Origin of the sequence: Nonomuraea sp. NPDC049714 (genome assembly GCF_044465295.1) — a bacterium.
Taxonomy (GTDB): Bacteria; Actinomycetota; Actinomycetes; order Streptosporangiales; family Streptosporangiaceae; genus Nonomuraea.
The window spans coordinates 394,966-421,312 of record NZ_JBITLM010000004.1 but is presented as its reverse complement, the minus strand read 5'-3'; the positions used below and the strand labels follow the sequence as shown (position 1 = coordinate 421,312).

At 66.5% G+C, this 26,347-nt stretch carries 18 protein-coding genes and 3 CRISPR repeat arrays (1 of these 21 cut by a window edge); of the genes, 10 read left to right on the top strand and 8 right to left on the bottom strand.

Annotation, left to right across the window (positions count from 1 at the left end):
• Nucleotides 1-3: 3 nt before the first annotated feature.
• Genes cas1b through ACIBQX_RS19545 form a run of 7 tightly spaced genes read right to left on the bottom strand, consistent with a single transcriptional unit; the run spans nucleotide 4 to nucleotide 7,649 of the window.
• Nucleotides 4-984 (bottom strand): type I-B CRISPR-associated endonuclease Cas1b, encoded by a 981-nt coding sequence (gene cas1b, locus ACIBQX_RS19575; RefSeq protein WP_397006299.1) that lies wholly within the window; start codon nucleotides 982-984, stop codon nucleotides 4-6.
• Nucleotides 985-1,482 carry a CRISPR-associated protein Cas4 gene (locus ACIBQX_RS19570; RefSeq protein WP_397006297.1) on the bottom strand — a complete coding sequence of 166 codons (498 nt, stop codon included), beginning with the start codon at nucleotides 1,480-1,482 and terminating at the stop codon, nucleotides 985-987.
• Nucleotides 1,479-3,815 (bottom strand): CRISPR-associated helicase Cas3', encoded by a 2,337-nt coding sequence (gene cas3 / locus ACIBQX_RS19565; RefSeq protein WP_397006295.1) that lies wholly within the window; start codon nucleotides 3,813-3,815, stop codon nucleotides 1,479-1,481. The genes ACIBQX_RS19570 and cas3 overlap by 4 nt, the downstream gene beginning before the upstream one ends.
• Entirely contained in the window at nucleotides 3,812-4,489 is a 678-nt protein-coding gene (cas5, locus tag ACIBQX_RS19560; RefSeq protein ID WP_397006293.1) for a CRISPR-associated protein Cas5, read from the bottom strand. Before cas5 ends, cas3 begins: the two co-directional genes overlap by 4 nt.
• Entirely contained in the window at nucleotides 4,486-5,520 is a 1,035-nt protein-coding gene (gene cas7i / locus ACIBQX_RS19555) for a type I-B CRISPR-associated protein Cas7/Cst2/DevR (RefSeq protein WP_397006292.1), read from the bottom strand. The genes cas5 and cas7i overlap by 4 nt, the downstream gene beginning before the upstream one ends.
• Nucleotides 5,521-6,924 carry a hypothetical protein gene (locus ACIBQX_RS19550; RefSeq protein WP_397006290.1) on the bottom strand — a complete coding sequence of 468 codons (1,404 nt, stop codon included), beginning with the start codon at nucleotides 6,922-6,924 and terminating at the stop codon, nucleotides 5,521-5,523.
• Entirely contained in the window at nucleotides 6,921-7,649 is a 729-nt protein-coding gene (locus ACIBQX_RS19545; RefSeq protein WP_397006288.1) for a CRISPR-associated endoribonuclease Cas6, read from the bottom strand. The genes ACIBQX_RS19550 and ACIBQX_RS19545 overlap by 4 nt, the downstream gene beginning before the upstream one ends.
• 280 nt (nucleotides 7,650-7,929) lie before the next feature.
• Nucleotides 7,930-8,562: direct repeats of the CRISPR family, unit length 30 nt; unit sequence GTCCTCATCGCCCCTAAGAGGGGTCTCAAC.
• Between the two features lie 157 nt (nucleotides 8,563-8,719).
• On the opposite strand from ACIBQX_RS19545, the gene ACIBQX_RS19540 reads away from it, so the two are divergent.
• From ACIBQX_RS19540 to ACIBQX_RS19505, 8 genes are all read left to right on the top strand, one after another.
• A complete protein-coding gene (locus tag ACIBQX_RS19540; protein ID WP_397006286.1) occupies nucleotides 8,720-9,856 on the top strand; it encodes a hypothetical protein in 1,137 nt (378 codons plus the stop codon).
• A complete protein-coding gene (locus ACIBQX_RS19535; protein WP_397006284.1) occupies nucleotides 9,841-11,397 on the top strand; it encodes a Cas10/Cmr2 second palm domain-containing protein in 1,557 nt (518 codons plus the stop codon). Before ACIBQX_RS19540 ends, ACIBQX_RS19535 begins: the two co-directional genes overlap by 16 nt.
• The gene (locus ACIBQX_RS19530; RefSeq protein ID WP_397006282.1) at nucleotides 11,394-13,679 is read left to right on the top strand and encodes an RAMP superfamily CRISPR-associated protein; all 2,286 of its coding nucleotides are present in this window, start codon (nucleotides 11,394-11,396) and stop codon (nucleotides 13,677-13,679) included. Before ACIBQX_RS19535 ends, ACIBQX_RS19530 begins: the two co-directional genes overlap by 4 nt.
• Entirely contained in the window at nucleotides 13,676-15,268 is a 1,593-nt protein-coding gene (locus tag ACIBQX_RS19525; RefSeq protein ID WP_397006280.1) for an RAMP superfamily CRISPR-associated protein, read from the top strand. The genes ACIBQX_RS19530 and ACIBQX_RS19525 overlap by 4 nt, the downstream gene beginning before the upstream one ends.
• A 2-nt stretch (nucleotides 15,269-15,270) precedes the next feature.
• On the top strand, nucleotides 15,271-15,813 hold the full coding sequence (gene csx19, locus ACIBQX_RS19520; RefSeq protein WP_397006810.1) for a CRISPR-associated protein Csx19: 543 nt from the start codon (nucleotides 15,271-15,273) through the stop codon (nucleotides 15,811-15,813).
• Entirely contained in the window at nucleotides 15,810-18,020 is a 2,211-nt protein-coding gene (locus ACIBQX_RS19515) for a TIGR03986 family CRISPR-associated RAMP protein (protein WP_397006278.1), read from the top strand. Before csx19 ends, ACIBQX_RS19515 begins: the two co-directional genes overlap by 4 nt.
• A 230-nt stretch (nucleotides 18,021-18,250) precedes the next feature.
• Nucleotides 18,251-20,326, top strand: a complete 2,076-nt coding sequence (locus tag ACIBQX_RS19510) for a hypothetical protein (protein ID WP_397006276.1) — start codon at nucleotides 18,251-18,253, stop codon at nucleotides 20,324-20,326.
• A 427-nt stretch (nucleotides 20,327-20,753) separates the two neighbouring features.
• Complete coding sequence (locus tag ACIBQX_RS19505) at nucleotides 20,754-21,533, top strand: hypothetical protein (protein ID WP_397006275.1); 780 nt, start codon at nucleotides 20,754-20,756, stop codon at nucleotides 21,531-21,533.
• Nucleotides 21,534-21,801: 268 nt separating this feature from the next.
• Nucleotides 21,802-22,747: a CRISPR direct-repeat array (repeat unit 30 nt; unit sequence GTCCTCATCGCCCCTGCGAGGGGTCTCAAC).
• Nucleotides 22,748-22,803: 56 nt separating this feature from the next.
• Here ACIBQX_RS19505 and ACIBQX_RS19500 read toward each other — a convergent pair.
• Nucleotides 22,804-23,304 (bottom strand): ATP-binding protein, encoded by a 501-nt coding sequence (locus tag ACIBQX_RS19500; RefSeq protein WP_397006273.1) that lies wholly within the window; start codon nucleotides 23,302-23,304, stop codon nucleotides 22,804-22,806.
• Nucleotides 23,305-23,505: 201 nt separating this feature from the next.
• On the opposite strand from ACIBQX_RS19500, the gene ACIBQX_RS19495 reads away from it, so the two are divergent.
• Together ACIBQX_RS19495 and ACIBQX_RS19490 are read left to right on the top strand one after the other, a co-directional pair.
• A complete protein-coding gene (locus tag ACIBQX_RS19495; RefSeq protein ID WP_397006271.1) occupies nucleotides 23,506-24,888 on the top strand; it encodes a hypothetical protein in 1,383 nt (460 codons plus the stop codon).
• Nucleotides 24,885-25,388 (top strand): GNAT family N-acetyltransferase, encoded by a 504-nt coding sequence (locus ACIBQX_RS19490; RefSeq protein ID WP_397006269.1) that lies wholly within the window; start codon nucleotides 24,885-24,887, stop codon nucleotides 25,386-25,388. Before ACIBQX_RS19495 ends, ACIBQX_RS19490 begins: the two co-directional genes overlap by 4 nt.
• A gap of 176 nt (nucleotides 25,389-25,564) precedes the next feature.
• Nucleotides 25,565-26,347: a CRISPR direct-repeat array (repeat unit 30 nt; unit sequence GTCCTCATCGCCCCTACGAGGGGTCTCAAC); it runs 99 nt beyond the window's last position.

The following is a 26,347-nucleotide window of genomic DNA, read 5'->3' as shown; positions in this document are numbered from 1 at the left end:
GCGTCACCACCAAATCTTGAACGGCTTGTACGGGACGCCTTCCAGGCAGCGGCGGGTGAGCTGCAGAGCCTCGAGGTAAAGAAGTTCGTCATAGGCGACGTTGCGTCCCAGGCCACGGTGATGGATCGTTACGGCCAGCTCGTCTCGTACCGTCTGTACGACCAAGCGGCGGCCGGTCTCGCTGAGCATGGCCTGGTTGACGTCGAGGTCGAAGTGGGTGGGCTTGAGCTGCCCCCGGCCTGCGAGCCGTAGTAGGAGACGTTCGGCGAAGAGCGGCTTGAACACTTCCGACAGGTCGAGGACCAGCGAGTGGCGTTGGCGCTCCATGGTGCTGTGGAGGAAGGCCACACCTGTATGCAGGGGCGTCAGGCGGATCGCGGACAGCAGCCGGGCGTAGACGATGCCGTTGACGTAACTGATGAAGGCGTTTCCGGCATTACGCGGAGGCCGTCTGCTGCGGCCTTCCAGTTTCAGCCAGTCGGGCAGACGGGTGTCCATGACGGCCCAGGCCGAGCGGCGGAAGGTTCCTTCGGCACCCATGAGTTCTTCTCGGGTGGCCGCCGCGGCGACGGAGGATTCAAGGCGTTCCATGGGACGGGTGAGGAGTTTGCGGTCGATCACGCGACGGATGTTGGCCGCCGCGCTGGTCACGATGGCACGGGCGATGTCCAGAGAGGCCGCGTCGTCGCCGGCCAGGCGGGCTTGGGCGATGACGGTCTGACCGGAGGCGCTGGTGTCGGCCGTCAGGAGTGAGCCGGCGTAGTCGCCGTAATGGCTCAGGAAATGGACGTTGATGTGGTGGCGGTTGAGCAGGCTGATCACGGCGGTGTTGAGGTCGACGGACTCGCACGCCACGATGTCGCGTACGTCGGTGATCGGGATGTGTACGGGCTCGCCTCCGATCCGTTCGATACGCAGGGACTGGTCCTTGCGCTGGATCCGGCAGGGTGTAGTGAGCCAGTAGGTGCGGGAGGCAGTAGGCATCTACTCGTTCCAGCAGTAGTCGGTGTAGGAGCAGCCACGGCAGGCCGAACGTGACAAACGCGGTGGTGAGTCGGGCTCTGAGACGACCGCGAGCACCTCGCGGATGTCGGCGGCGGCCTGTTCGGCGGCTTCGGGGGTGTACGGAAGGCGCTTGGTGCGGCGGGTCTTGGGATAGTGGAGGATCCCGCCCTGTGCCGCCACTCCGACTTCATGGAGTCGGAGACAGTAATGCATGGCCTGAGCTTCGTCGGCTCGGCCGGGTTTGGCGGAGGACTTGATTTCGTGCACCCAGGCGGCACCGTCCAGGTGGTCGAGTTTCGCGGCGCCCAGGTCAATAGGTGAGCTCCGGCTGTAGGACGTTTCGTGGACCGCTTCGCCGAGTTGGACGGTGCTGCTGAGCTGTTCGGGCCGGAACCCTCGGGCGTACAGCCACAACTGGCGTCGGCAGTGGTAGAGGTACTTGATATGAACTCCACCCACGTCATCCGCTGTGATCACAGGACCTCCCCTGCTTCATAGGCTTGTACGGCCGGTCCTCGGATCTGGCCCAGGCCCAGCAGGGGGTCGTAGTCGGCGTTCAGGAGGCGTACGCCGAGCTTCTTTTCCCAGACGGTGAGTGGCGCAGCCCAATAGGGCATCGGGATGAGATACCGCTCGGCGAGCAGGCGTCCCGCCTTCTGGTCCCCGTCGGCGCTGTGCAGGTCCGCTTCGTACGCATCACGATCTTCCGCCAGAACGGCTTCTGTCCCGTCGAACAGTTCGTCGAAGCGTTCGGCGAGGTCATCCCTGCTGATGAACGGGTGGGCGAATCCCAGGAAGGCGTCGGTGAACTCCTGACGGTGGCGCTCGACTTCGTCATGCCATTCCTGGCCCCACGCCGTGCCGTACACCTCGTCCAGCCAGAGCCGAGCCTGGGCTTCGTCGACCGGTTCGCCGTCGTACGCGCTGAGGATGTTCCATCCGCTCTCCACAGGTGTTCGCGGGTAGACGCCGTCGGCGAATTCCGGGCCTTGGGCGCGACGAGGTGCGAACGTGGCCGGGTGAACGATGACGTCGGCCGGCGGTCGGGCCGCGATGCGGTTGACCCGGCCGAAGCGCTGCAGCAGGGCCTCCAGGGGCGCCGCCGAGGTGAACAGGCAGTCGAAGTCGACGTCCAGGCTCACCTCGACGACCTGGGTGGCGACCACCAACCCCGGATGACGGCCACAGCCGACGCCGAAACGTTCCCCGATGGCGGTTTCCAGGGCGGAGCGGTCCATGCGCCGGAACCGTGAGTGCAGCAGGTAGGCCGCGTCTTCGTCCACAGCGGGTGAGAGCTCGGCGAACAGGTGCTGGGCGTCGGCCACGTTGTTGGCCACCACCAGCACCGCCTGATGCTCCGCCAGTCGCTGCCGTATCTCCTCGACCGATTTCGGGTCGGTGAGGTGCCTGTCGCGCAAGCCGAGCCGGTGGCGTAGCGGCGTATCCGCCGTATCGGCCTCGACCACGTGAACCGCCGCCTCCAGCGCGGTGCGGAACAGGTCGGCGAGGGCATCGGGCAAGGTCGCCGAGAGTACGGCGATACGTCCGCCGAGCTTCTCCCACAGGCCCGCCATGGCCAGGATGTAGCCGAGCCGCCGAGGATCGTAGGCGTGCAGTTCGTCCAGGACGAACACCGAGTTCGCGCTGTCGATCAGCGTGGAGGAGTGCGCCGGTCCAGCCAGCACGCCGCGCAGGATCTGGTACGGCGTGCCGACGCGTACGGTCTCCCGGAACAGCCGGGTCGCCGCAGCCCGGGAGACGGCCTTGCGGGCGGCGGTGATCTCGTCGTCCGGGCAGACGGCGGCGGCCAGGTGGAAGGAAGCGGCGCGGGAATGCATCACGCCGACCAGGTCGTCGTTTCCCAGCAGCCGCCCGAGCCGGACCGCCATGGCGTTGATCGAGGCGAGGTAGGGCAAGGTGAGGAAGACCCGGGGGATGCCGCCTGTCCCGGTGGAGATCTGGCCCACCTGCGCGGCTGCCCAGAGCAGTCCGGCCTCCGTCTTTCCCGAGCCTGTGGGGGCGCGGAGCAGCAGGTGACCGTCGGTGGCTGCGGCGTCGAATTGGTGGGGGCGGAGTTGATGGCCCTTGTTCGCCAGCAGGCGTTCCAGCTGAGGGCGGAATGCGGCATCCAGCGGCTGGTGCGTGTGCATGACGCCGTGGGCGGAAGAGAGGTGGTCGGCCAGCGTGACAGCCCCTTGCAGGAGAACCGCGGCCAGCCCGCGTTCCTGCGAGGCGGGCTGTTCCCACCACTGCCACAGGGAGGCGAAAAGCTGCCGGGCCTCCCCGATGACGTCGAATTCATGCTGTGGGTCCGGGGTTGTCGGTAGCTGGGCCCCTTGAGCCGTGCCGTGCAGCCAAATGGACAACTCCACAGCGGCGTTCTGCGGAATCGGCTGAAGACGGTCGCGCCATTCGGCGTCGGAGGCGTTGCCATAGGCCAAGAGGAGTGGCCCACGGCCGCCCTCCAGCGAGCGGTGGTGGGTGGCGACGCCTGTCGCCGTCCACAGCAACAGGTGATCATCCTTGATCAACGCCGGGAGGAAGCCCAGGGAGACGACCTCGTGCCGCTCTCCCCATGCCTTGATCTGGCCTTTCAGCATCGCCTGAAAGCCATCTGGGATCTTGCCGGCGTCATGGCACAGCCCGGCCAGGCACGCCGCCGCCCAGAACAGCCCATCGGTCGCCTCCTCCAGGGCGGAGACGGTCCCGACGCGCCGACGCAGGGCGATGGCGCCGTTCAGAGTCGCAGCCAGATGCGCGGTGAGCTGTTCGCGTGGCCGGCTCTTCGCGAGGAGACCTTGCAGGTTCATGACGACGTACTCACGGCGGTGAACTGGCAGGGATGGACCGGCGGCACGAGCGCGATCGCCTGCCCCTCCTCGTCGACCCAATCGCCGGCCACCAGGATGCTTCCGCGGCCGGTGGCGTCGAAGTGATAGCCGTCCCATCGGGTGCGCCCCCGATCCACGGAGATGGCGGTGGGCAGCCGCAGCAGAGTGCCGACCGGCCGCGGCTCTGAGCCTTCGGGCAGTACGGCGTGACCCTGCAGTCCCGATCCGACGTGCAGGATCACACGCTGCGTGGTGACCGCGACCAGGTCTTGGCTCCGGCCGAGCCGCAGCGGCCATACGGGTCTGCGCAGCCGGCGCTCCCACACCTCAAGGTCGGTGTTCAGCCACAGGGTGAGCGTGATGCCGGCGAGGAAGCCTCGCTCTCGCGGAGTCGGATCGGCCTTCTTCCCCGTGGCGTCCAGCGGATGGTAGGTCTCCAGATCGGCTCCCGCTCCACGAGCGTGGAACGCCATGCCGAATCGCAGCGCCGGGTCGACCGCGTCCCATCCGCCTGCTGCGGCCGCCAGCATGCCGCCGACCGTGGCGGGCGGCGGACACGGCAGCGTCAGTTGGACGCCGGCGTACAGCGGGTTGCGGAAAGAGACGATCGGCGCCGTCACCGTCACCCGCAACGCCTCAACCGGCGTCGTCATCCCTTCGGGTCCTCGAACCAGGAATCCCGCTCGCCGCGCTCGATCTGCTGGGCCAGCGCGTTCAGCAGCGACCTCGGATGATCGAGGACAAGGGTCCTGGCGGTGATCAGCTCGGCGAGTTCGGACCGTACGTGATCCTGCTGCGCGCCGAGGAACCCGGGCGCCCAGCCGAGCAGGACCGGGCCGTCCAGCTCATCGGCCCACGCCTCTATCTCGGCCCGCAGCACCGCCGCGTCGAACTGGGTGCGCTCCATCCGCACCCCGAGCACCCTCGTGAACGGATTGATGCCACCCTTGACCGGCGCCAGCAGGACCATGGCCGGAGTCCGATCACCATAGTGCAGCGACTGCTTGGCCCCGCCGCGTACGGCGGACAGGGTCCGCAGCAGCAGGGCGGCCCGGCGGCGCCGCTCCACGATCCCCAGCCGCAGCGCGGACGCTCCCCTGAAGCTGACGTCCTCCGCGCCGTTCTCCTTGGCCTCCTTGGCGGCCGGCTCGGGAAGCGCCACCTTCAGCCCGCCGCCGTCGGTCTCGAACACGCCGATCCTAGGCAGGTCCAGCAGGACGTCGCCAGCCAACTCGGCGCTGTAGAACTCGTGCCCGTGCAGCACCGGATTCTCGCCCGCGGCGAAACCACGGCTCATCGTGCCGAAATCCCGATCCGGGCGGCGCGGTGCGACCGAGACGAACGTCCCCGTGGCGAGGACGGTGTCACGCTGGCAGGTCTTGGCCTTGTCACCCTTCACCGCGACCATGTAGCCGAAGATGTCGTCGTCCAGGTAGAGGTCGGGCCGGCCGCTGGTGTACGCCTGCTGCTTCTGACCACTGCCGGAACGGATCACCGGCGACACCGGCTCGTTCGCGGGCATCGAGTCCCGGACCCAACGCCGGAACGCCTGCGCCGAGACGTACGGATGGACGTCTCGGCCGACCCGTAGCTGTTTCACCCGGGCGACGTTGTCCTCGCCCAGCCCGTTATTCGGTGCCCCGGCGGTCACGTCCAGGACGATTTTCCCCACCAAGTAGCTCATCTACGACTCCTCGCCTTTGAGATAGTCCAGGTCCTCGGGGTGTTCTTGGTGCTCCTCGGCTACCTCCGCCCGATCCGCGGGCGCGAATCCGAGCTCGTGCAGATGCTGGACCACCGACACGACGAGTAGCTGCCGGTGGAACCAGGCCTGGTCGACCTCCGGGTCGAACAGCAGACGGAACTGGCTCTCGGTGATGAGCGGACCATCGATTCTGTCTGCCGTACCGAGCAGCGCATCGATATTGCGACGCATCAGCCAATACCGCATCCGTGACTGGTCCTTCCTGGTCGCGTTGAACGCACGCAGCTGTCCGGCGGAATTCTCCGCCTTCAGCCACGTCGCCACCTGCGCGCCCACGGCCTTGATCTCGTCGATCTCGTTCTGGTTCATTCGCGTCACCTCGCTCACGAAGGACAGGCACAACTCGGCGAGCTCCGTGGTGTCCTTACGGATCAGGCCCTGGTCGAGGTGTGCCGTCAGATACCGGCTGCAGGCAGCGACGATGCGCTCTGGCGCGCGAAAGGCGTTGCGCGCCAGAGCGACGATGCCTGCCTTTTCCGCAGCCGCATGGGCGCGTAGCAGCGCCGCGAAGCCACGCGAGCGCGGCGGGCGTGACGAGCGCCGCAGCCATTCGGCCAGCGGCTGCTCCAAAGACTGGATCTCAAGCATCTGGCCGCGGTTGTTGTTGCTGAATACCAGCAACTCCACGCCCGCCGTCAGCCGATCCTCATGCAGCCTCAGCGCCTGCAGGGCCAGCACCTCGTCCGTGCCCACGCCCTTCGACTCCGGCCGACCCAACGCGATCAGCTGCTGATTCCGCTCCACCCGCCGCGACAGGGTCCGCGCCATGAACCGCTCGTCCCAGCTGTGCAGCGCGATCGACGGTCCGCCGGTCAGGCGGCAACCGTACGGAAGGGCGTAGAAACAGCACAGGCACGGCCAGCAGAGAGCCATCCCGGAGTGCCCTCGGGGCGTGTTGTTCCGGTAGAGATCGCTCTCGGCCAGCGGGACATCCACCTTGCCGAAGAACCCCACCGCCTGCCGCCCGCACAGCATGCACGCCGCCGCCGGCCACAGCACTTCGTCCGGCATCCGACGCCAGGTCCGCACGGCGTCGCCGATCGTGGTGTCGTCCCTCTTCGCATTGGTGTGATGATTCATCTTGGAGTTCGGGAAGAACGACATGCTCGCCTTGAGCCAGAACCCCTCCGCGCTCTTGCCGTCCCGCACCAACGCGGCACGGACGGCGTCCTTCGTCACCGTTTCCACGGCATGGTCGAACGCCTCGGGCAGCAGCGACTCAGGGGCGGGCCCCTTCCCCAGGTGCACCAGTGCGTACGCGCCTATCCGTTGAAGAGGATGTGCTGTCAGCGCCAGTCGGCTTTGGTGGCCGCCTTCGCTCACGCGGTCACCCAGCCGAAGCCGGCGGCGTTGGCCTGCCCCAACCCCCAGCTCCAGATGGCCTGCAGAGTCTCGGGCGCCCCGACCAGCTCCACCTCTATCGGCGCCCCCGGCTTCGCCCCCTGCCCGACCCGATACGAGCGCTTGCCGCCGACCCAGGAGATCTCCGTCAGCGACACCTCGGGATCCAGCCCCAGCGTCTCCGCCTTGCGTCGGAGATTGCCTTGCAAGTACGCCGGGAATTCCTGATCCGTCGGCAGTAACCACGCCTGGCGAGTGGTCCGAATCCCTGCCGAGTCGCGCCCCGACCCCTTCATGACGACCGGGGTACTCGTCCTGAAGCGCGCCCGTCCCGAAGCGAATTCCGGCGGATCCATCGCGGTCACGCTCACCACGTGAAGCGCCGTCCCGCCCCAGTCGAGCAGCTCGCGCTGCTTGATGCCCTGTACGAGTACGGCCGCCACATCGAGGATGGGACTTCCCACCTCGAACCAACCCTGTCCGCCCGCCGCGTACTTTCCCTTCCGGCGCTTCGCCAGCGGAAACATCGGAGCCCCATGCCCCACCGGCACCATGCCGTACGGCTGCATCCCCCCGGCATGGAAGTACCGACCGACCACGGGGGCTTCGCGTTCGAGCACGTCATAGATCAGCCCCCTGCCCGGTGCCAGCACCATGCCCCACGGGATTTCTGCGGCCGTCGTACTGACCTCCACACGCACCCGCATCTCTGCCTCCTCGCTTCTCTTCGTCCTTCACCTACTACAGATGGACGAAGACTCGGCTGACCCCGATCTACGGTCATTCCTGCAGGCCAGGCAGATGGTACGGGCGGTCACGAGATCAGTTGGTATGGTTACTCGCGGCTCTCAACGTGATCAAAGCACGGCCATGCGATCATGGTTTTTGCAGCGAACCCCCAGGGTTTTTTGCACGACCGGAGGTTCACTGCAAAACAGCCCTGAGGCCGCATTTCTTGTGACGTTTGACCTGCGGCTTTACCTTGGGGTCCTCATCGCCCCTAAGAGGGGTCTCAACCGCAGCCCGCCCTGTGGCCGGCACTCCTGGACAGGTCCTCATCGCCCCTAAGAGGGGTCTCAACGAGAGATGGCCGACGTCCGATACGTCACCGCCTACAGTCCTCATCGCCCCTAAGAGGGGTCTCAACCGGTAGATGTCTACGTAGCTGGCCACCTCGGCGTCCAGTCCTCATCGCCCCTAAGAGGGGTCTCAACTCGTGATAGGCGACCAGCAGCAGGTGATCGGCGGAGTCCTCATCGCCCCGGAGAGGGGTCTCAACCCGTCCCGCCAAATGCGGATCTCGACCCGGCCCGGCCCGGGTCCTCATCGCCCCTGCAAGGGGTCTCAACTACATCTGCACCTGCAAGCGAGAATGCTGAATGTAGTAGTCCTCATCGCCCCTGCGAGGGGTCTCAACTCCGGGGAACGGCTGAAGACCAGGTCGTTTGACGCCCGCGTCCTCATCGCCCCTGCGAGGGGTCTCAACCTTGAAAAGAGCCGCAACAGGCCACCGGCACGGGCGGTCCTCATCGCCCCTGCGGGGGGTCTCAACTGGATGTGCAGGCTGTTGAGGATGTTGCTCAGGATCTGGTCCTCATCGCCCCTACGAGGGGTCTCAATATGTTCAGCCTCGCACCCTGGCTGGCCTGGGCAAGTCCTCATCCGCGGGGTCCAATCGGATCTACCTCCCGGGCATAGCGACGAGCGGGCCCATTTCAGCGCCTCCGCGCGTCGTCCATCAGTAAGAGATGGAGGGCAAAGTTGGGAGGGAACGCGCATGGCGGTGCTCAGAGGGCCTGGGAACCTTTGGGAAAAGGCGTCCGGCTGGATGGTGGCGGCGCTGGCGGGTGTGGCGGCGGCCGTGGCTGCTGGAACGTTGCCCGATGTGATCAAAGGTTGGCTGGGCCAACAACAGTGGTTGTTGGCGATCTTGTGCCTGGGGGCGGCCGGGGTCTTCGCGGGCATCAACCTGTGGCAGCAGCGCAGCAAGGGTGTGGGCATTGTCATCACGTTGCCCAGGACACCCTGGCGGGATCCGTGGAACAGCCAATGGACCAGGGCCGCGATCCATCATGCCAGACGGCACAGGGACTCCTGCTTCACCGTGGAGCGGGACATCTCCGGGCCATTACCGGAGGCGGACGCCGCGGCCCGTTCGGCCGCGCGGCGGGATCGTGCGAACACGCTGGAGCTGGTCCGTAGCCTCGTGACGGCTCGGCTCACGGAGTTGTCCGAATCCGATCCGGCCACCCCGGTCTCGATCTACATCAACGCCGCTCTCCCCGACGCCTTCGAGCTGGGGACCAAGCTCAAGTTCCACGTACACCGGGAGTTACGAGGGCTTGGCGTCGATCCAGACCGGCAGCGGCCTGGGGAGATCACGCCGGTCGTTCCGCAGCGCTCGGAAAGCGTCGATGCGGACTTCTTCCCTGCTGTACGGCTGAGCAGCCGGTTGAAGGAGCCGCTGACGAAGGACGAAGCGGCACAGGCGGCGAAGCTCGCCACGGTGATCGAAGAGCCCGCGTTCGAGGCCGACCCGGACGGTCAGGCGGTCGCGCTCATCGTGCATCTGTCGGACAACCCGCAGATGGTGGCCGAGGCGCTCCTCGCAGCTCAGCAGGGCTGCGCTGATACCGATGGCCGCGAGGAAAAGTGCCGGGCGGCGCTCGTCATCGACGGCGGCTCGGCGAACATCCCGGAGACCATACGGGACTTCGAGTTGGCGGTGCGGTTGACATACGCGACCTGGCGCACCTGGAACATCGCCCACCTCGAGTACGCCTCCCTACAGCCCCGCTTGTTCCTGGCCGCACCCGCCAGCGTCGCACTGGCCCTGGGCTGGCTCCTCGGCCACAAGGTGCGAGCCGTGCCGAACCCCTACCGGAAGGAAAGTGAGCCGTGCACCTCGTTGTGATGGCCACAGCCGGCAACCAGAGATACATCTTCGCCTCGGGCAAACGCCAGGAGATCGTCGGCGCGTCCGACCTCATCGCGAGGGTGAACGAGACCTGGGTGTTCGAGGCGTTGGCCGACACATTCCAGGGTTTCGATCATCGTACGTGGCGCATCGAGACCCACGAGGCGGAGCTCCTGGTCGCTGCCGCAGGCCGGATTTCAGTGCTGGTCAAGGATCCGGACGCCGGACGCCGGCTGGTGACGGTGCTGACCCGCCGGGCTCTGGAAGAGGCGCCTGGATTGGACCTCTGCGGAGCGGTGATCGAATGTCCCCCTGGCGAGCTGGGAGCAGTCCTGCGTAGCTCGCAGTCGCAGCTCGGTGCCGTACGGGAGCTGCGACCGAGCCCAGAGGGCCGATTCCTGCGGCTGCCCCTGGTCGCCGACTGCGCGTCCAGTGGCCTGCCCGCATCGGGCGTTCGTCGTGAAGGGCGGGACGAGCCCGTACAGGCGAGGTCGGCGGAGGCGATGAAGAAGCTGGCCGCCTATCCCGGAGCGCTGGAGCGGTTGGGCGAGCGGGTCTCGGCTGATCGGCGGCGGATGCAGGAGATGGTGGACCGGCTGGGGCTGGAGGCCGACTGGGTGGCGGTGGTGCACGCTGACGGCAACGGCTTGGGTGAGGTGTTCCGCAGCGTGGTCGAGTCCAGGAACGGTGATGACGACCGAGCCCAGGCGAACGCGCTACGGAGTTTCTCCCTCGGCGTGGACGGTTGCGCGAAGCGTGCCTTGACCAGCGCACTGGAACGTACGAGCGGAGGGCGGGCGACACTCCCGGTGCTGCCGCTCGTGGTCGGAGGCGATGACCTCACGGTGGTGTGTGAGGGGGACGTGGCGCTGCCTTTCACCCGCAACTATTTGGAGGCGTTCGAGGAAGAGACGGCCCGCGACGAGCACCTGCGCCCGTTGCTGGACGCCTTGGAGCTTCCGCATCTGGGCGCGGGCGCCGGTGTGGCGATCGTGAAGCGTAACTATCCCTTCCACTTCGCGTACGAGCTCGCGGAGAAGCTCGCTACTGAAGAGGCGAAGAAGGTCAAGCAGTGGAGTTCCGCGCTGGCCTTCGTGGCGCTGTACGAGAGCTCGGCGCCGAACCTGGACCGGATCCGTACGAGCGTCTCGCTCTCCGGCGGATCGAGCCGCTCCGCTTCTCCGTACCTGGTCGGAGCTGGTGCGCGGGAGGAGCGCGCTCGCGGGCGTACCTGGGGGGACCTGGAGCGGCGAGTGGCGGCGCTGCGGCGGGAGGACGAGCACGGCGAGCTGCTCATCGCCCGCGGGGCGGCACACGACCTGCGCGAAGGGCTGTGCCTCGCGTCGGACGTGGCCGCCTCCCGGCTCGAACTGCTCCGCCATCGATACGCCGGGGACAGGGTGCGGAAACGGGCTCTGGAAGACCTGACGCACGAGGGCCAACTGGTGTGGACCGTCCACGACGGAAGCGAGGGCAAGCAGGTGACGGGTTTGCTGGATGCGATGGCGGCGCTGCAGTTCCTGCCGGAGGCACGATGAGCGGCGACGGAGAGTTCACGATCTCGCTGTTCATGATGAGCGACTGGCGGGTGGGCACGGGAACGGGGGCGCGAGGCTATGTCGATCGCATCGTCCAGCGGGACGGCGAGGACGGCTCCGGCGGCCCTGCCGCGCCCATCATTCCGGCCAAGACGCTCGTGGGAGTGTGGCGGGACTCCTGCGAAGTCGCGGCGCAGGCGCTCGACAGCGGAGCCGACGGGGTGTGGCACGAGTGGCTGGGCTTCTTGTTCGGTGATCAGTACGCGACCGGTGACGGCCTCCTGCGAGCCGCCGCACTGACGGTCGAAGGACCGTTGCGGCTGCCGGAGAAGTTGACCCGGTTGCTGCGGGAACGGCCGCAACTGGCCTGGGCGACCACGTTCCGCAAGCCGGGCGTGGCCATCGATCCGGCGTCGGGGACCGCCAGTGAAGGCAAGCTCTGGTTCGACGAGATGGCCCGGGCGGGGCTGACGCTCTTCGGGCGTGGCCGCGTCGAGGGGTTCGCCGACCTGGGCGAGGGGCAACGGCGGGCGGCGATGCTGCTGCTGACGGCCGGGGCACGGCTGCTGGAGAACATCGGCGGCAAGCGGCGGCGCGGCGCGGGCCGCTGCACGATGGCTCTCGAAGGGCCGGATGTCGTACCGGACTGGTCGATCACGGACGTGCCCGGTCCACCTCCGGCTCCTGCCTGCGCCATCCCGGTCCACGCGACAGCGCCGGCCGGGGGAGAGCAGGGCTGGGAGCGGGTGGAGCTCGTCATCGCCGTCGAGCAGCCGATCCTGGCCGCCACCACGGTTCTGGGCAACGTCATGAGCGGCGAGAGCCATGTTCCCGGCTGGTGCCTGATGCCGGAGGTGGTCCGGAGGCTCGGCGGCAGAGCCCACGCGCTGGTACGCACCGGCGATCTCGTGGTGACGGCCGCGACACCCCAGGCCGCGACGGGTTCACGTACGCTTCCCGCACCTCGGGTGCTCATGCGCGCCAAGGGCGGCAAGGAGGTCATCGGCAACCGGATGGCCGGCTCCGTCGAGACAGGCAAGCCGTGCAAGAACGGATATGTCGTCCCAGAAACGGCGGAGATCGTCGAGCCAGACAGCACGGTTCGGATGCACAACAGCATCCAGGACCTCTCGCAAAGGCCCACGCGGGAGATCGGCGGCATTTACGTCTATCGGGCGCTGGCTGCCCGGACGGTGCTGCGCGCCGAGGTACGCGTCCGCGCGGGTCGCTTGGACGCTGGCTGGGAGCAGCGGTTGTCGGGCCGCTGGCGGATCGGCCGCTCCTCCAAGGACGACTATGGGCAGGCGAAGGTGACCGTACGATCCGTCACCGATCAACGCAGTGACAAGGAAGCCGTTGATCAGCTCCGGGTGTGGCTGCTGTCGGATCTGCTGGTCCGCGACTGTCGGCTACGTCCCAGCACGGACCTGAAAGATGTCGCCCGGGCCTTGGAGCAGGCGCTGGCGGAAGCAGGCGCCCCCGGCGTATACCTGAAACCTGAGATCACCCCGAAGGATGGCCGCGCGACGGTCGCGATCGGTGCGCATCGTACGGAGAGCTGGCACCGTGGCTGGCGGATGCCACGCACCACCCTGTACGGCCTGGCCGCCGGAAGCTGCCTCACCTTCGCGGTCACCGGCGGCCCCATCCCGGCCCACGTACTGGCGGAAGTGCGTGCAGCAGGCGTCGGGGAGCGTCGAAGCGAAGGTTTTGGGCAACTGGAACTGGATCACGACCTGCTGACTCGTCCCATCTCCGCAGGGGAGACGGCTGCCGAGCCGGCCGAGCAGGGCGCTGCCCACACCGAACCCCTGCTCGCGCCCGGTGAGGCGGGATACGAGGAAGCGCGGATCTTCGAGCGTGCGGCGTGGCTGAGCGAGATCCGGCGCAGCTGTGACGGCATTCGCGGTGACAGCCGGCGCCGTGCCGAGATCGTACCGGCCGGAGTGAGGCCCACCCAGCTGAACGCCCTGCGCGCGATCGTCCGTGAGCCGTCGTCCGGGCGAGCCGTTTCCCGCTTCCTATGGCTGACACGGAAGAAGGCGGGCCGCCCCGACTGGCCTCAGAAAGAGGTCGATGGGTTCCGTGAACTGCTCGAAGACCCGGACAAGATCTGGATGTTGCTCTCGCTTCGGGAGGACCGCTTGGTCGCCACGACGGATGGCGCGGAGAGGCTACGAGCAGATCTGCGGGCGGAGGCCCTGCGCGTCCTCGTCGACTCCTGTCTCGCCGCACACGGCCGGGCCGAGGCAGCCGAGCAAGTCGAAGGGAGCAAGCGATGAGCGCGCTGACAGAGCGTCGGGTGACCAGCCGGATCAGAGTGCGAGGCTGGCTGCGTACCGAGTCGCCTCTGCACGTCGGCGGCCTCGGCCACGACCCGTCCGACCCCCAGCCCATCGCCGTGGACGGAAAGGGCCGGTTGTACGTGCCGGGCACCACGCTCGCCGGAGTACTGCGGGCCTGGTGCCGCGGCGCGGGCGGGATATCCACCGCGATGGACGAGCTGTGGGGGTACGCCCCCGAGGAGGGCGATGACGGTCAGGCCAGCCGGATGATCGTCGCGGACGCGCTGGTGGCCGACACGACGGCGACCGACGAGCGTGGTGTTCCGGTGGATCCTCTTGAGCCCGATGCCCTGGAGTTCCGGCCCTCCGTGGGCATCGACCGGGTGACCGGCGCGGCGGCGCCGGAGTTCCTGTACGGCAGACACGTCGTCCCCATCGGCTGTTACCTGCGGCTGGAACTCGTCATCGAGTCGAGGGATGCCGCCGACCGTGATGAGGCCCTGCTGGGGGCGTTGCTGAGTGCGCTCAGCGGACAGCAGGTCCGCCTCGGCGCGGCGACCAGCAAGGGGCTCGGCTCGGTACGGCTGCTGGACGACCCGCTTGACGTGGTCGTCGACCGGTTCGACTCTCCTGAAGGACTCCTGGCCGTACTGCGGAACGATCCCTCCAGGCAACGGACGGTCGCCTCACTGCGCTCAACATCACTGGAGCTGCCGGAGCGCCGGCGCATTCTCGACGTACGGATCGCGTGGACTCCCACCGCGCCGGTCATGGTGCGCTCCGGCGCCGACGGGCTGTTCGTCGACACGATGCCCCTGACCACCCGGATCGACGGACGACACCTCACGCTGGTGCTGCCGGGCTCATCGATCAAGGGGATGCTGCGTACGCATGCCGAGCTGGTCGAGCGCACTGTACGAGACATTCCTGCGCCCTCGGCTTTGCCTGGCGAATCGGCCGCTAAACACAGTGCGGCGTTCCGGGCACAGCTCGATCAGCTTCTTGCGGTGCGTGCGCTGTTCGGCGCGGCACGGGACGACGTCGGCAGCCGGGGAGCGGGAGCGTTGCGCGCGGAAGAATGCCTGGCCGGCGTGACCATTCCCCAAGAACTGTGGGCGAAGGTGACGGGATTCGACGAGGAGACCGGGCCTTCGGAAGGTGACCAGTCGCCCTCGATGCCGGAGCAGGTTCGTGACCGTCTGGCGGACCTGGGGCTGGAACGCTCGGACCACGTCGCGCTCGACCAGTGGACCGGAGGAGCGGCGGACGGGCGGCTGTTCAGCGTGCTGGAGCCGTACAACGTGCGATGGGAGCCGATCCGGCTCTCGGTGGACCTCACCCGCCTCGACACGGCAGAGGACATCGGTCTCGCCTTGCTGCTCTTCGTCCTCCGCGACCTGGCGGAGGGCCGGATCGCCATCGGCGCGGCCACCAACCGGGGGTTCGGTGATGTGGAGGTCCTCGACATCAAGTTGACCGGCGGCCCGTGGCCGGAGCAGGTGTCGCTCGCCAACGCCCTCACCGGACCCACAGCCTCTGCTCTGTCCGAGGCGTGGGCCGCGTATCTCGCGCAGGAGGCATCGTGACCATGCTCTACACCGCCTACGCCGACGATCTTGCTCTGGGTGAGGCGTTGGCTCAGGCAGGCGTCGAGGGAGGCTGCGCCCTGCTGACCTCGCCCGCGGCTTACCGCGTCGCCAAGGTCCAGGCCAGTGAGTGCCGGACACCCACAGGCGCGGTCGACCTGGACCCCGTGTTCGAAGCTCGGGTGTTCACGTCCCAGGTCGAGCTCCGCTGGGTGGAAAGCGGGCGGCGCGCTGTGGTGCTGGCCGAACAGGAGCACCTGCTTCCGTCCGCGTTCCCCGGGCGCCTGGAGCCGATGCGGGCTGTGACCACTCTGCCGGCTCACTACCTGGTGTGGGGCAAGGACGCGGCACCTGCGGCGGGATGGGTGACGCTGCGCTCCAGGCAGGTCGGCACGCTCGCCCTTCCGATGGCCGGCGTGGCAGCGGAGCGGGTACGGCTCGTCGCCCGCGAATACGTCGTCGCCGACGAAGAACACGGCAACGCCTATGTCGCCGAGGAGAGGCTCGTCGGCTTCGAGCCCTATGCAGTGGAAGGACCGGCATGATGGCCGAAGGCTTTCTCAACCCGTACACCTTCGTCCCGGCATTTCCCCGTGACGGGCTGCCCGAGCCGCTTCGGGACGGGCCACCGCCTTCCCGGGCTCGCCTGCATCCGGAGCGCTGGAGCGGTCGTATCGAAGTTGCCTTGACCACCGAAACGCCGCTCCTGCTCTTGGACCCCGCGCGGGCGCATCCACCGTCGAGTGGGGAGGAGGAGCACAACGTATATCCCGTTCGACTGCGTGATGGTCGTCCTTATCTGGCGTCGACCGCGGTGAAGGGCATGCTGCGATCAGCCTTCGAGACGGTCACCAACTCGCGCTTCGGCGTTTTCCACGGGCACGAGGAGTTGCTGGGGTTCCGTCGGGACGCCGGTTTTGCGCTCAAGTTGCAGCCTGTACGTGTGGCAGGGGAGGGAGCACTCGAGGAATACAAGACGGCACTGCTGCAGATGTACGACGATGAGGGAAATCTGCTGCCGGGACCTCAGCCCAGGCATATGGAGAAACTTCAGGCGGTCATCAAACGCAAAGGCAAGAACAGCGCAAAGGTCGAGCGCATCAAACTAGAAGGCGACAACCGGAGACTTAGAACCGATCAAGGAGAGCGTCGCGTTGACGGCATCGCGTACGTTACCGGTCGTACGGTAGAGGGCAAACGGTTCGAGAGGTTGTTCTATTCAGAGACGGAGAGGCCGAAACGGCTCAAGCTGGGACGTGCCTGGAAAGACATCATCTCCGACTGGGATCGGCTCATCGTCAACTATAAGCGCGCCTCCAAAAACGGCGACCTTCGCGAGCGGTCTGCGGCCGAGGGGCATGCCGCCGAACGTGGTGAGCGAATCGCAGATGGACTGGGTCAGCCCGCATGGAACCCGCACATCCACGACGACGCTTATCAGAAGCTGAAGGTCGGCACCCTGTGCTATGCCTTCATGCGCGGAGGAAGAGTCGAACGACTATACCCCGTCCTGATTCCACGAGACGTATATCCTATCTCTCCTACCAATCTACTAGATGAGTCACTGGCCCCAGTCGGCTCCTACGAGGACATGTCACCAGCCGATCGTTTGTTCGGCTGGGTCGACCAATCCGGAAAGAATGTCAGGACCGCCTATCGAGGACGCCTTCGTATCGGTCCCGTGACATGTCTCGACACAGCAGAAAAAGCCGTACTTGAATTCCCCTTGGATGGGCTGCCACTAGCCATCCTCAGCGCACCCAAGCCTCAACAGGGCCGCTTCTACGTCGCTGAGAGCAACACGCGCCCCGATCAGCCGATCCAAGACGGCACCACGAAGGCCGACATCTACCGCCATGGGCGGGGGTTGCGTGGCCGGAAGGTGTACTGGCACCATGCCGGACTGGATGCGGAGCGACACTGGAAGCCGAACGAAGGCACAGATCCCACTCAGGTCGTGGTAGGTGGACGCTACCGGGAATACCTACGCCCGCGTACTCTGATCGACGATTCCAAACCTCTGACACCCGACCGTAGGCTTTTCGCCACCGCCTATCCGGAGCAACGGGACTCCCAGAATCGATCGATCAGCGGTTGGGTACTGCCTGGCACCACATTCCGCTTCACTGTGGAAGTCCGCGACGTTGATAAGTACGAGCTAGGCGCACTCGCCTGGCTGCTCACCCTCCCCGCCGGACATTTCCATCGCCTCGGGTTCGGTCGCCCTCTCGGTTTCGGTAGCGTCCGTCTGGACATCGAAGAGGCCGAACTGCACGACGGGACCGACTACATGGCCTATTACCAATCGCTCTCCGAGGTCCTTCCGGAAAGCGATTGGCGGGCAGTCCTCGATGCGGCGCGCGAGGCGTTCAACTCTCTGGTGGAAGCATCACCTGCCTTGAAGACCGTACGTGAGGCCATACTCGCTGCCTCACGTGGCGTCCCGACTCTGCCGGTCCACTATCCCCGGCTCCGGCACGAAAAGCTCGACGCCAGGGTCTCGACACCGCCTGATCCACAAGGCCTCCAATACAAGTGGTTCACTGCTAACGAAAAGATAGAAAAAGGCGTAATGATGGACGGGCGAGGACGCTCGCTGCCGCGACCGGTGGGAAGTGAGCCACCCTTGGAGATCTATTTGGACGAGAACGGAAACGCGTCCGCATCAAGAGATACGGGCGGGCGAAGTCGGTCTCGAAACGGGAAAATCGGACATCAAGAGCGTCGAGCGAATCGTAAGAACCGGGAATAGAACTAGTTTTCGATAGCACCCGAATTGTCGGCGGCGGGGGCTAGTCTCATCCAGTTCGCTTCGGTTTCTCTGTCGCGGAGGATGAGATTCCAGACACCCGAGTGCTTTTGGTGCATGCCGTCGGCGACGGAGACCTAGGGTTCTCAGTCCCGGGCTCCGCGCCCGACCTCGAAGGCGACCCGGAGGGGGCAGACAAAGATCGTCGCCCCCTCCGCAAGATCTTCGACGCGATGGCCGCCGGGCTCCGCATCACCGGCATCGTCTTGCTGGGCACCACCAACAGCCGTGGCGCGCATTCCGCGACATTCGCCGCCTGCGCCGCGGAGATCAAAGCCGGATTGACCTCGGACGACGGCCTCTGCGGAGCCCGCTTCCCATCGTCGACCGTCTCCGTGGTCGAAGTCGCAGGCCCCACCATTCACGACACTTCTGCTGCGCTGTGCGACTGGCTGGATCAGAACCCGGCTTCAGAGCTCCTGGTCACCTGCGGCTCAGGGGCCTTCTCCCTCAGCGTCGGTGCCGTCTGCGCCGCCCTGGAGACCCACCACCCGGTCCGCATCTTCCACATCGACGCACCGACAGAGCCCCACACACTGAACCAGCCCGCCGACCCGGACTCGCACCTCAAGTCCTGGCTGTTAAGGCACCGCTTCTGGGATGCGCTCTCCGACGTAGATCCCGCCGGCGCACCCTTGTGGCAGATCCTCGCGGCCCGTCAGGCGGCCGACCCTGGGCTGATGAAACACCTCTCTGCCGGTCAGCCGGAGTGGTCAGGCTCGGCAGGAACGTGGGCGACCGTTCAGGCAGCCGTGTCCGAGCGCTTCGGTCGGGGCGAGGCCGCAGACTATGGCCTCCTACGCGCCTGGTACGGCGAACAACTGCGCCGGTTTTTCGAGGTGGAACAGGAGAAGTTGGCCCCCCATGTGCGGAACGAGATCGAGCGCCTCATCGACACGCTCCGAACTCGAGCCGAAGACGGCGGAGGCATGTCCGCCTACATCAGGCAGATCTCCCGATCCATCGACGAGGACCTGGACTCGGCCTGCGTACGCATGATTCGCGACTCAGCCCTGGCCAAGCTGTACACCGAGGCCGCCACGCACCGCGCACACCTGAAACCCGAACAGCTCCACCCGGGCCCTCTCCCACCGACTCTGTTGTCAGCCATCGAACGATGGGAGAACGGGGATCGAGCGAACCGGCTCATCGCTGATACCGGCCAGACCGCATGGCCCGTCGTCGGCAGCGGCGATGTCCTCGCCCTTGTCGGAGTCGGCCTCGACCGCGAGGGCGTTGAGGTGGAGGACCGGCACACCACGGAAGTCATCCTCACCGAGCTCTGGAAACGACGGGAGCGATTTCTCCGCCGTGGCATGGCCCGGATCCGCCTACTGGCCAGTCCCGAGAGTCTCAACCGGGCCCGCCGCATCGCGCGGGAGATCACCATGACTTACGCCGGCGTGGACGTCCGTGTGGTGGAAGGCGTCCAGGGAGGGGTCGACCACGTCCGTGACACCGTCATCGACGCTCTGAGAGCGGAAGCCCAGCCCACCGGCCGCACCGGATCGGGCAGTCTGCGAGACGTGGACGAGATCGTCCTGTTCCTCAACCCCGGCCCTCCCCTGACCAACTACGGCATGATCGCCGCAGGAGTGGCATGGTCACTGACCGCCGCGTGCCCCCTGTCGATGATGGAGCTGACCCGCATCGGCTCCTCCACACAGGTAAGAGGCGGTCGTCCGGTGCTCGCTCGGCTCGGCGCTGATCGGATGCTGGCGCAGCTAGCCGTAAGCGCCGTCAAACACCTCGACCTCCGCACGGCCCGCCGGCTGCTGGAACGTGGCTCCGCTCAACTGCACTCCGTGCTGCCTGCCCTCGAAAGCCTGGAAGCCAACCTGTACGGTGCCTGTCCACGCATCCCCAGAGGCCCAGACGAGTTCGCTCTTGCCCGGCAGAGGCTGCTCCTCATCGCCCATGTGCACGGTGACCAGCCTGACCTGGCGGCTTATCTGGCGGTCACGGCGCTCCGGCCGGCCTTGTTCTCCTGGAGTGGCTGGGAAGAGATCCGCGAACCCCGCCCTGCCATCGACAAGCTGTCGCTGTGGGCCAACCGTTCGGCACACGGCCATGGGCTGGACCGTCGATGGCGTGCTCCTCGTCGCCGGGGTGGCGGCGGTGATGTTTACGAACTTCTGCTGCAAGCCGTACGCGAGCTTAAGGGGCCGTCTAAAACGGACACAGAACTCATCATGAAGTACAAATCGGTTACAAAAGCACTTGAATTCATATTTCAGGAAGGTGGTTGACGTGGTGGGAAGGTTCCTGCCAATCTCGTGATGTCCAACGGCGACTGCCAGCGGACCTGAGCGATGCAAGTCGCTCCTTCTGAGGGTTCCCGAGACTTCGGGAGCCGATGCCGTCAGAGCGCGTCCCCCGACGCCCTCTGTCGAACTCGGAGGGAGCTTCCGCGTGTCCATCGCCGATCTGGGTGTCAAGCCCATCGATTTCTGCTCTTACTTCATTCTCGTGTCCCCTGCACTTCGCGACGCCGCAGCCCGGCCCCTCCGTCGGGCACGCCATCGCGGTCGGCCGTGTCAGGGCGTACAAGCTCCACGTTGGTGCGACGAATGTGAGCAGACCATCGCTGACCTCCTCCTGGCGGGATACAACCGGCTCAGCGGCACAATGAGTGGCACCCCGCCACGGACGAAGACCGGTGAACCCATCCGGGAAATGCACACCGTCGTGCAGTGGCTGGCCACCCCTCGGGCCGCCGAAGATCTCCATCAGGCGGCCACCCAGATCCGCCGACGTCCAACGCCGCACGAGCTGCCGTACATCCGTGCCGCCCGTGCGCAGCTCGTGTACTACGAGCTGCGCAGCATCGAAGCGAAAGTGGCCCGAGCCGATGCCCAAGCCCGCGGCGCCTCCGCACAACCGGTCCGGGACCTCAAGACAGCGGGCTGGGCGGCACCGCTGCGCACCGACGACCATGAGTTCGAGCTGCTCCTCAACGCCGTCCTGCGCCTGCGGAAGGGCGCCCGTGACCCGCTGGACATCCCCGGCGACCTGATCGATCGCGCCCTCGGCGTGGACCGCTCCCACGCGCAGCGCATGCTTCGGAACAAGCTGGAACAGCTTCGCCAGTTGCATCCCGGCTTCTACTGCGCCAACGTGGTCACCTACCTGTCCACGACAGAGGAACTGTCGGCGTCCGCCCAGACCACGGTCTCCGCGCCCGAAGAGTTGATCATCGACCGAGAGAACGCCCACCTCGCTCGTCGAACCCTCACCGCACTCATCGCCGACCAGGGAGCCCGACCGCCCAAGGACCACTACCGGGCCCTCCTCAAGGACATCTCGGCGACTGTCCTTCCCAGCGGCCCGCAACTGCTCGCGTGGGTCACCCGGCAGTTCGGCATCGACATGAAAGCCGCCGAGACCTTCGTACGAACCCTGATCCGGCTCGCCTGCTCGGCCGGCCTGGACTGGGTGGCCAAGGAGTGCACATGATCTATCCGAAGCTTGGGGTATCCAACAGGCAGGTGAGCGTGTGATGGCAGCGCTAACGTCTGAGGTCGGGGAAGATCGTCCTCGGCGTCCCGGGATTCAAGGAGTTTGGAGATCGGTTTCCTTGGTGGCTCGAATGTGATCTCGGCGTGCCTGCTGCACTGGTTTATGCAGCGAACCTCCGGGGGTTACTGCGCGACCGGAGGTTCGCTGCAGAACTGCTCAGCTGGAGTGTCCTCTTGCGCAGTCTGGCCTGGGACTTTACCTTGGGGTCCTCATCGCCCCTGCGAGGGGTCTCAACGAAGCGGAAGTGCCTCCTGCGCCGATGTAGATCACGTCCTCATCGCCCCTGCGAGGGGTCTCAACCTGGTGAAGGACCGGCAGGGCCTTGCCGCCTGAAGGTCCTCATCGCCCCTGCGAGGGGTCTCAACATGACGGCGCGCTGGTCGCAGTCTGCGCACCCGCAGTCCTCATCGCCCCTGCGAGGGGTCTCAACGCTAAGTGCCCGACCAGATTTTCAGTGAGCAGCGTCCTCATCGCCCCTGCGAGGGGTCTCAACAGCATCTCCCCGGTCCAGTCGTCCAGATCTTCATACGTCCTCATCGCCCCTGCGAGGGGTCTCAACGCGGAACGGCGCACCGTGACGCCGGCCGCCCGCGCGTCCTCATCGCCCCTGCGAGGGGTCTCAACTCGAGCTCGGGGGCCTGGAACCGCTCGCTACACAACCCGGTCCTCATCGCCCCTGCGAGGGGTCTCAACGTGAGCTGGGCGTGGTGGCTGGCGCGGTGCGGGATGGTCCTCATCGCCCCTGCGAGGGGTCTCAACGCGATGTGGTCCCACATGCAGCGCGGCGTGAACTTGAGTCCTCATCGCCCCTGCGAGGGGTCTCAACGCCGAGAGGGCTGACCACAGGGGTCGTCCGGGGTGGGTCCTCATCGCCCCTGCGAGGGGTCTCAACGGCGGACGCCATAGCGGATCTCCACGAGCGAGGCAGTCCTCATCACCCTGCGAGGGGGTCTCAACGCGACCGTCTGCCCGACCTTCGCCGTCGCGGCCGTCCTCATCGCCCCTGTGAGGGGTCTCAACGCGTTGGCGGAGTCGATCGCCTCCTGGAGCTCCGCAGTCCTCATCGCCCCTGCGAGGGGTCTCAACAGGCCGACGCCGCCGTCCTAGGACTCGTGCCACACGTCCTCATCGACCCTGAGAGGGGTCTCACGCAGCCACTAGAACAGCCGTGAAGATCATGGAAAACCGGAATGACGGCGTACTGCTCCTACGTGCTCAAACTGCGCGTCGTCCTACAGATGTCCGGAGCCGGGCTCGACTTGGTGGGAAGAGCGAAAGTTACGGCTTTGCTTGGGTGGCCGGTGGCGGAGGAGGTCGAGTAGGCGACGCAGCGGGCGCCTGAGAGCTGGTGGACCAGAAGAAGCCCTCGGCCGCTCTCCTGGAACCACGTGGTGAGCGGGTCCGCAGTGGTCAGATCGCGGAGAATCTTCGCGACGCGTGTGAAACATGGATCGCCGTCAATGATCTCGCACCAGGTGGGGATGCCGTTCACGGTGGTGATCCGTAGTTCGTACGGCGGGCAGGCGTGCGTCTCGGCGTTGGCGGCGAGTTCGCCCACTGCGAGCTCCGCGTCGTCGACGTCCTCGGTCGCAACGCCGGCGTTCTGGAGTACCTGGCGGAGGATGGTGCGGGCTTGGTGGGCCACAGAACCAGGCTGCAGTCCTTCGGTCACCACGTCGTAGTCGTGCAGTCTGATGGGGAGTTCCACGCTTACCTCCGGAATGGGCCACGACAATTTCGTCGCTCAGTGCATCAGAATGGTGACGAAGGGTTAATGGTCTGGTGGTGTGAAGGTCATGAATCTCCGAACCGGTTCGTGAAGGTCGTGAAGGTTGGGTGGGCGGCCCAAGCGAGCCGCAAAAGACGTAAGGCTGGGAATTACCGTCGCCTCAGGCAGGAAAGGGCCGCGATGACACATGAACCCACGGCGCTGGCGGAGGTCCTGCAGCGCGCCGGTATGAATCCGCGGCAGCTTGCTGTGGCGGTGAACGCGTGGCTGGTGGACCGCGGCCTCGGCTCCCGGCGCATCGACCCCACCGCTCCCTACTCTTGGGTCAGGCACGGCTACAAACCGTATGACCCCCTGCCCTCGGTGGTGGCAGCCGTGCTCTCAGAGCAGGTCGGCTATACGGTCCGCGTAGATCATCTCTGGCCGACTCGGCGCCCGGCGACCGTCTCCGCCGTTTCTGGCTTCGACAAGGACGGGACCGTCGACGAGATGCTCCAGTCGCTTAGCGAGCTGACGACCGTGAGCGCGGCACGGAATGCCGATGTCGGTGCGGCATCGGGTCATGATCTCGCAGCGGCCGTACTCGACGGGCTTCGCATGACGACGACCTGGACGCAGCGGAACGCGAGCCGGGAGCGCGTGCTGCCACCGCAAGTACGGGTCATCGGTGCGCACATCGAGGCGTTGCGCAAGCTCGATGACAGGCACGGTGGCGGCGTGCTCAGCCTTCGCTACGTCACCAGCGAACTGCGCAACATTCTGGACCTGGTGCAGTTCGCGGACTACGAGCCGGCTGTCGGACGGGAGCTGATGGCGATCATCGCAGACCTATCCCAGCTCGTTGGGTGGGTCCACTTCGACGCCAACCGGTACGGTGCGGCTGAGCGTTACCTGCTGCTCAGCGAGCGGATCGCCCGCGGCCTGGGAGAGCCGGGCCGCGCCTGCAACGCCATCGGCATGCTGGCGTACATCTCCGCCTTCGCTGACCACGGCCAGGAGGCTGTCAGCATCGCTTCCGCAGCCATACGCTGCTGTCCTGCTGACTCGATCCTGCGGGCCAGGATCATGGGACGGGTCGCCACCGCGGCAGCCGCCGCAGGGGATCTATCGGCGTTCCGGCAGGCGGCGGAGAAGGCCGGGGAGCTTCTGGCGGAGGGCGGGGATCCTCCGCCGTACCTGTACTACCTGGAGCCTGACCAACTCGCCGCCGAAGCGGGGCAGGCGCTCGTCGTCCTGGGCGAGCACATGACCGTTTACCGCAAGCGCCTGCTCGCGGAAGCGATCGACCTGCTGGCACCGCTTTCCCAGGCCGGAGCCCGCCCCGAGTATCCTCGCTCCGTCGTGATCCACGGGGCGTTCCTGACCAAGGCCTACCTGCTGTGCGGGGACACCGAAGCGGCCGTGAGCGCGGCCCGGGCCACGCTCGGTCGGCTCGACGAGGTCCAGTCGATCCGGAGCATCACCTATCTGCGGCACCTACGTCCGGCCTTCGCGCGGCGGAGCCGTTCTGCTGTGGTGTCGCAGTTTCTTCCTGAGTTCGACAGGGGAGTGCTGCAGCGATGACCATCACCGTCCGCCTGGATCGTTTCGCCCTCCGCGCCCGCCCCTACGATCATCCTGACTCCTCGCTACTGGTCCGGGCGCTGTTCGACGACCAGGTGGAGCGCTACGGCTACGCTGACCCGTTCGAGGCCGATGCCGCGTACTACGCACCGCCGGATGGCCTGTTCCTCGTCGGCTACCACGACGAGGTCCCGGTCACCTGCGGCGGGTATCGGCCCTTTTCCGGACGGCCGGGCACCGTCGAGATCAAGAAGATGTACACCGTTCCGCACCTGCGTGGTCTGGGGCTGGGCGAGCGCATCATCACCGCGCTCGAACGTCGGGCCATGCTGAACGGTGTGCAAGGCTCGATCCTGGAGACCGGCATACGCAATACTGCGGCTCTGGCGCTGTACACCCGGATGGGCTACCAGCCGACAGAGCGGTACGTGGACAACCGTGACCCTGCGATCAACCGGGCTTTCATCAAGGACCTCACTCGCTGCCCTGCCCCTCCTTGAAGACCCGAACGGGATCTGAGGAGAAGTACGGAGGTGCTCGAACATGATCTCGGCGTACCTGCTGGGCTGGTTTGTGCAGCGAACCTCCGGGGGTTTCTGCGCTACCGGAGGTTCGCTGCAGAACGGGTCAGTAAGCGCGGCCTCTTGCGCAGCCTGGCCTGGGACTTTACTTTGGGGTCCTCATCGCCCCTACGAGGGGTCTCAACGCGGCCAGGCGGTGAGCGGCGGCGTAGTTCTGCAGTCCTCATCGCCCCTACGAGGGGTCTCAACGCCAGGTCGCAGCCCTTGGCCGTGGCGGGCACGATCGCGAGTCCTCATCGCCCCTACGAGGGGTCTCAACGTGCTGCCCGCGCGGTGGCCGGCCTGCGAGAGGAGGTCCTCATCGCCCCTACGAGGGGTCTCAACAGCGTGGTTTGCAGGATGGACACGTCGACGGGCGCGTCCTCATCGCCCCTACGAGGGGTCTCAACAGGTTCGCCTGACGGCTCTAGAGACTGCCGTCGAGTCCTCGTCGCCCCTACGAGGGGTCTCAACGCACGCCGACGCTGTGGCGGGCGTACAGGGCGCGGAGTCCTCATCGCCCCTACGAGGAGTCTCAACACAGCGCCGGGCCCGGCAGCGCTGTGACGGCGGCGTCCTCATCGCCCCTACGAGGGGTCTCAACACGAGCGGGACGCTGACGGGCAGGGCGGCCAGTTCGGGTCCTCATCGCCCCTACGAGGGGTCTCAACCTGACTCCCCGAGCCCGGCCGTATCGGACGCGGCCTTGTCCTCATCGCCCCTGCGAGGGGTCTCAACACGGTCCAGAGGCGGTATCGCCCGTCGTAGCCGGTCCTCATCGCCCCTACGAGGGGTCTCAACTCAGAGAAGATGCGCTGGGCGGGCAGTCAGAGGAGGTCCTCATCGCCCCTGCGAGGGGTCTCAACGCGAGCTCGGGCGCCGTGTAGAGCGCATTGCGG

What these genes read in the sequence shown, in the direction of transcription:
- ACIBQX_RS19515 (WP_397006278.1), top strand. Translation starts at nt 15,810, where the DNA reads ATGATGGCCGAAGGCTTTCTCAACCCGTACACCTTCGTCCCGGCATTT.
- ACIBQX_RS19530 (WP_397006282.1), top strand. Translation starts at nt 11,394, where the DNA reads ATGAGCGGCGACGGAGAGTTCACGATCTCGCTGTTCATGATGAGCGAC.
- ACIBQX_RS19505 (WP_397006275.1), top strand. Translation starts at nt 20,754, where the DNA reads ATGCACACCGTCGTGCAGTGGCTGGCCACCCCTCGGGCCGCCGAAGAT.
- cas1b (WP_397006299.1), bottom strand. Translation starts at nt 984, where the DNA reads ATGCCTACTGCCTCCCGCACCTACTGGCTCACTACACCCTGCCGGATC.
- ACIBQX_RS19525 (WP_397006280.1), top strand. Translation starts at nt 13,676, where the DNA reads ATGAGCGCGCTGACAGAGCGTCGGGTGACCAGCCGGATCAGAGTGCGA.
- ACIBQX_RS19510 (WP_397006276.1), top strand. Translation starts at nt 18,251, where the DNA reads ATGGCCGCCGGGCTCCGCATCACCGGCATCGTCTTGCTGGGCACCACC.
- cas5 (WP_397006293.1), bottom strand. Translation starts at nt 4,489, where the DNA reads ATGACGACGCCGGTTGAGGCGTTGCGGGTGACGGTGACGGCGCCGATC.
- ACIBQX_RS19545 (WP_397006288.1), bottom strand. Translation starts at nt 7,649, where the DNA reads ATGCGGGTGCGTGTGGAGGTCAGTACGACGGCCGCAGAAATCCCGTGG.
- ACIBQX_RS19495 (WP_397006271.1), top strand. Translation starts at nt 23,506, where the DNA reads ATGACACATGAACCCACGGCGCTGGCGGAGGTCCTGCAGCGCGCCGGT.
- ACIBQX_RS19490 (WP_397006269.1), top strand. Translation starts at nt 24,885, where the DNA reads ATGACCATCACCGTCCGCCTGGATCGTTTCGCCCTCCGCGCCCGCCCC.
- csx19 (WP_397006810.1), top strand. Translation starts at nt 15,271, where the DNA reads ATGCTCTACACCGCCTACGCCGACGATCTTGCTCTGGGTGAGGCGTTG.
- cas3 (WP_397006295.1), bottom strand. Translation starts at nt 3,815, where the DNA reads ATGAACCTGCAAGGTCTCCTCGCGAAGAGCCGGCCACGCGAACAGCTC.
- cas7i (WP_397006292.1), bottom strand. Translation starts at nt 5,520, where the DNA reads ATGAGCTACTTGGTGGGGAAAATCGTCCTGGACGTGACCGCCGGGGCA.
- ACIBQX_RS19540 (WP_397006286.1), top strand. Translation starts at nt 8,720, where the DNA reads ATGGCGGTGCTCAGAGGGCCTGGGAACCTTTGGGAAAAGGCGTCCGGC.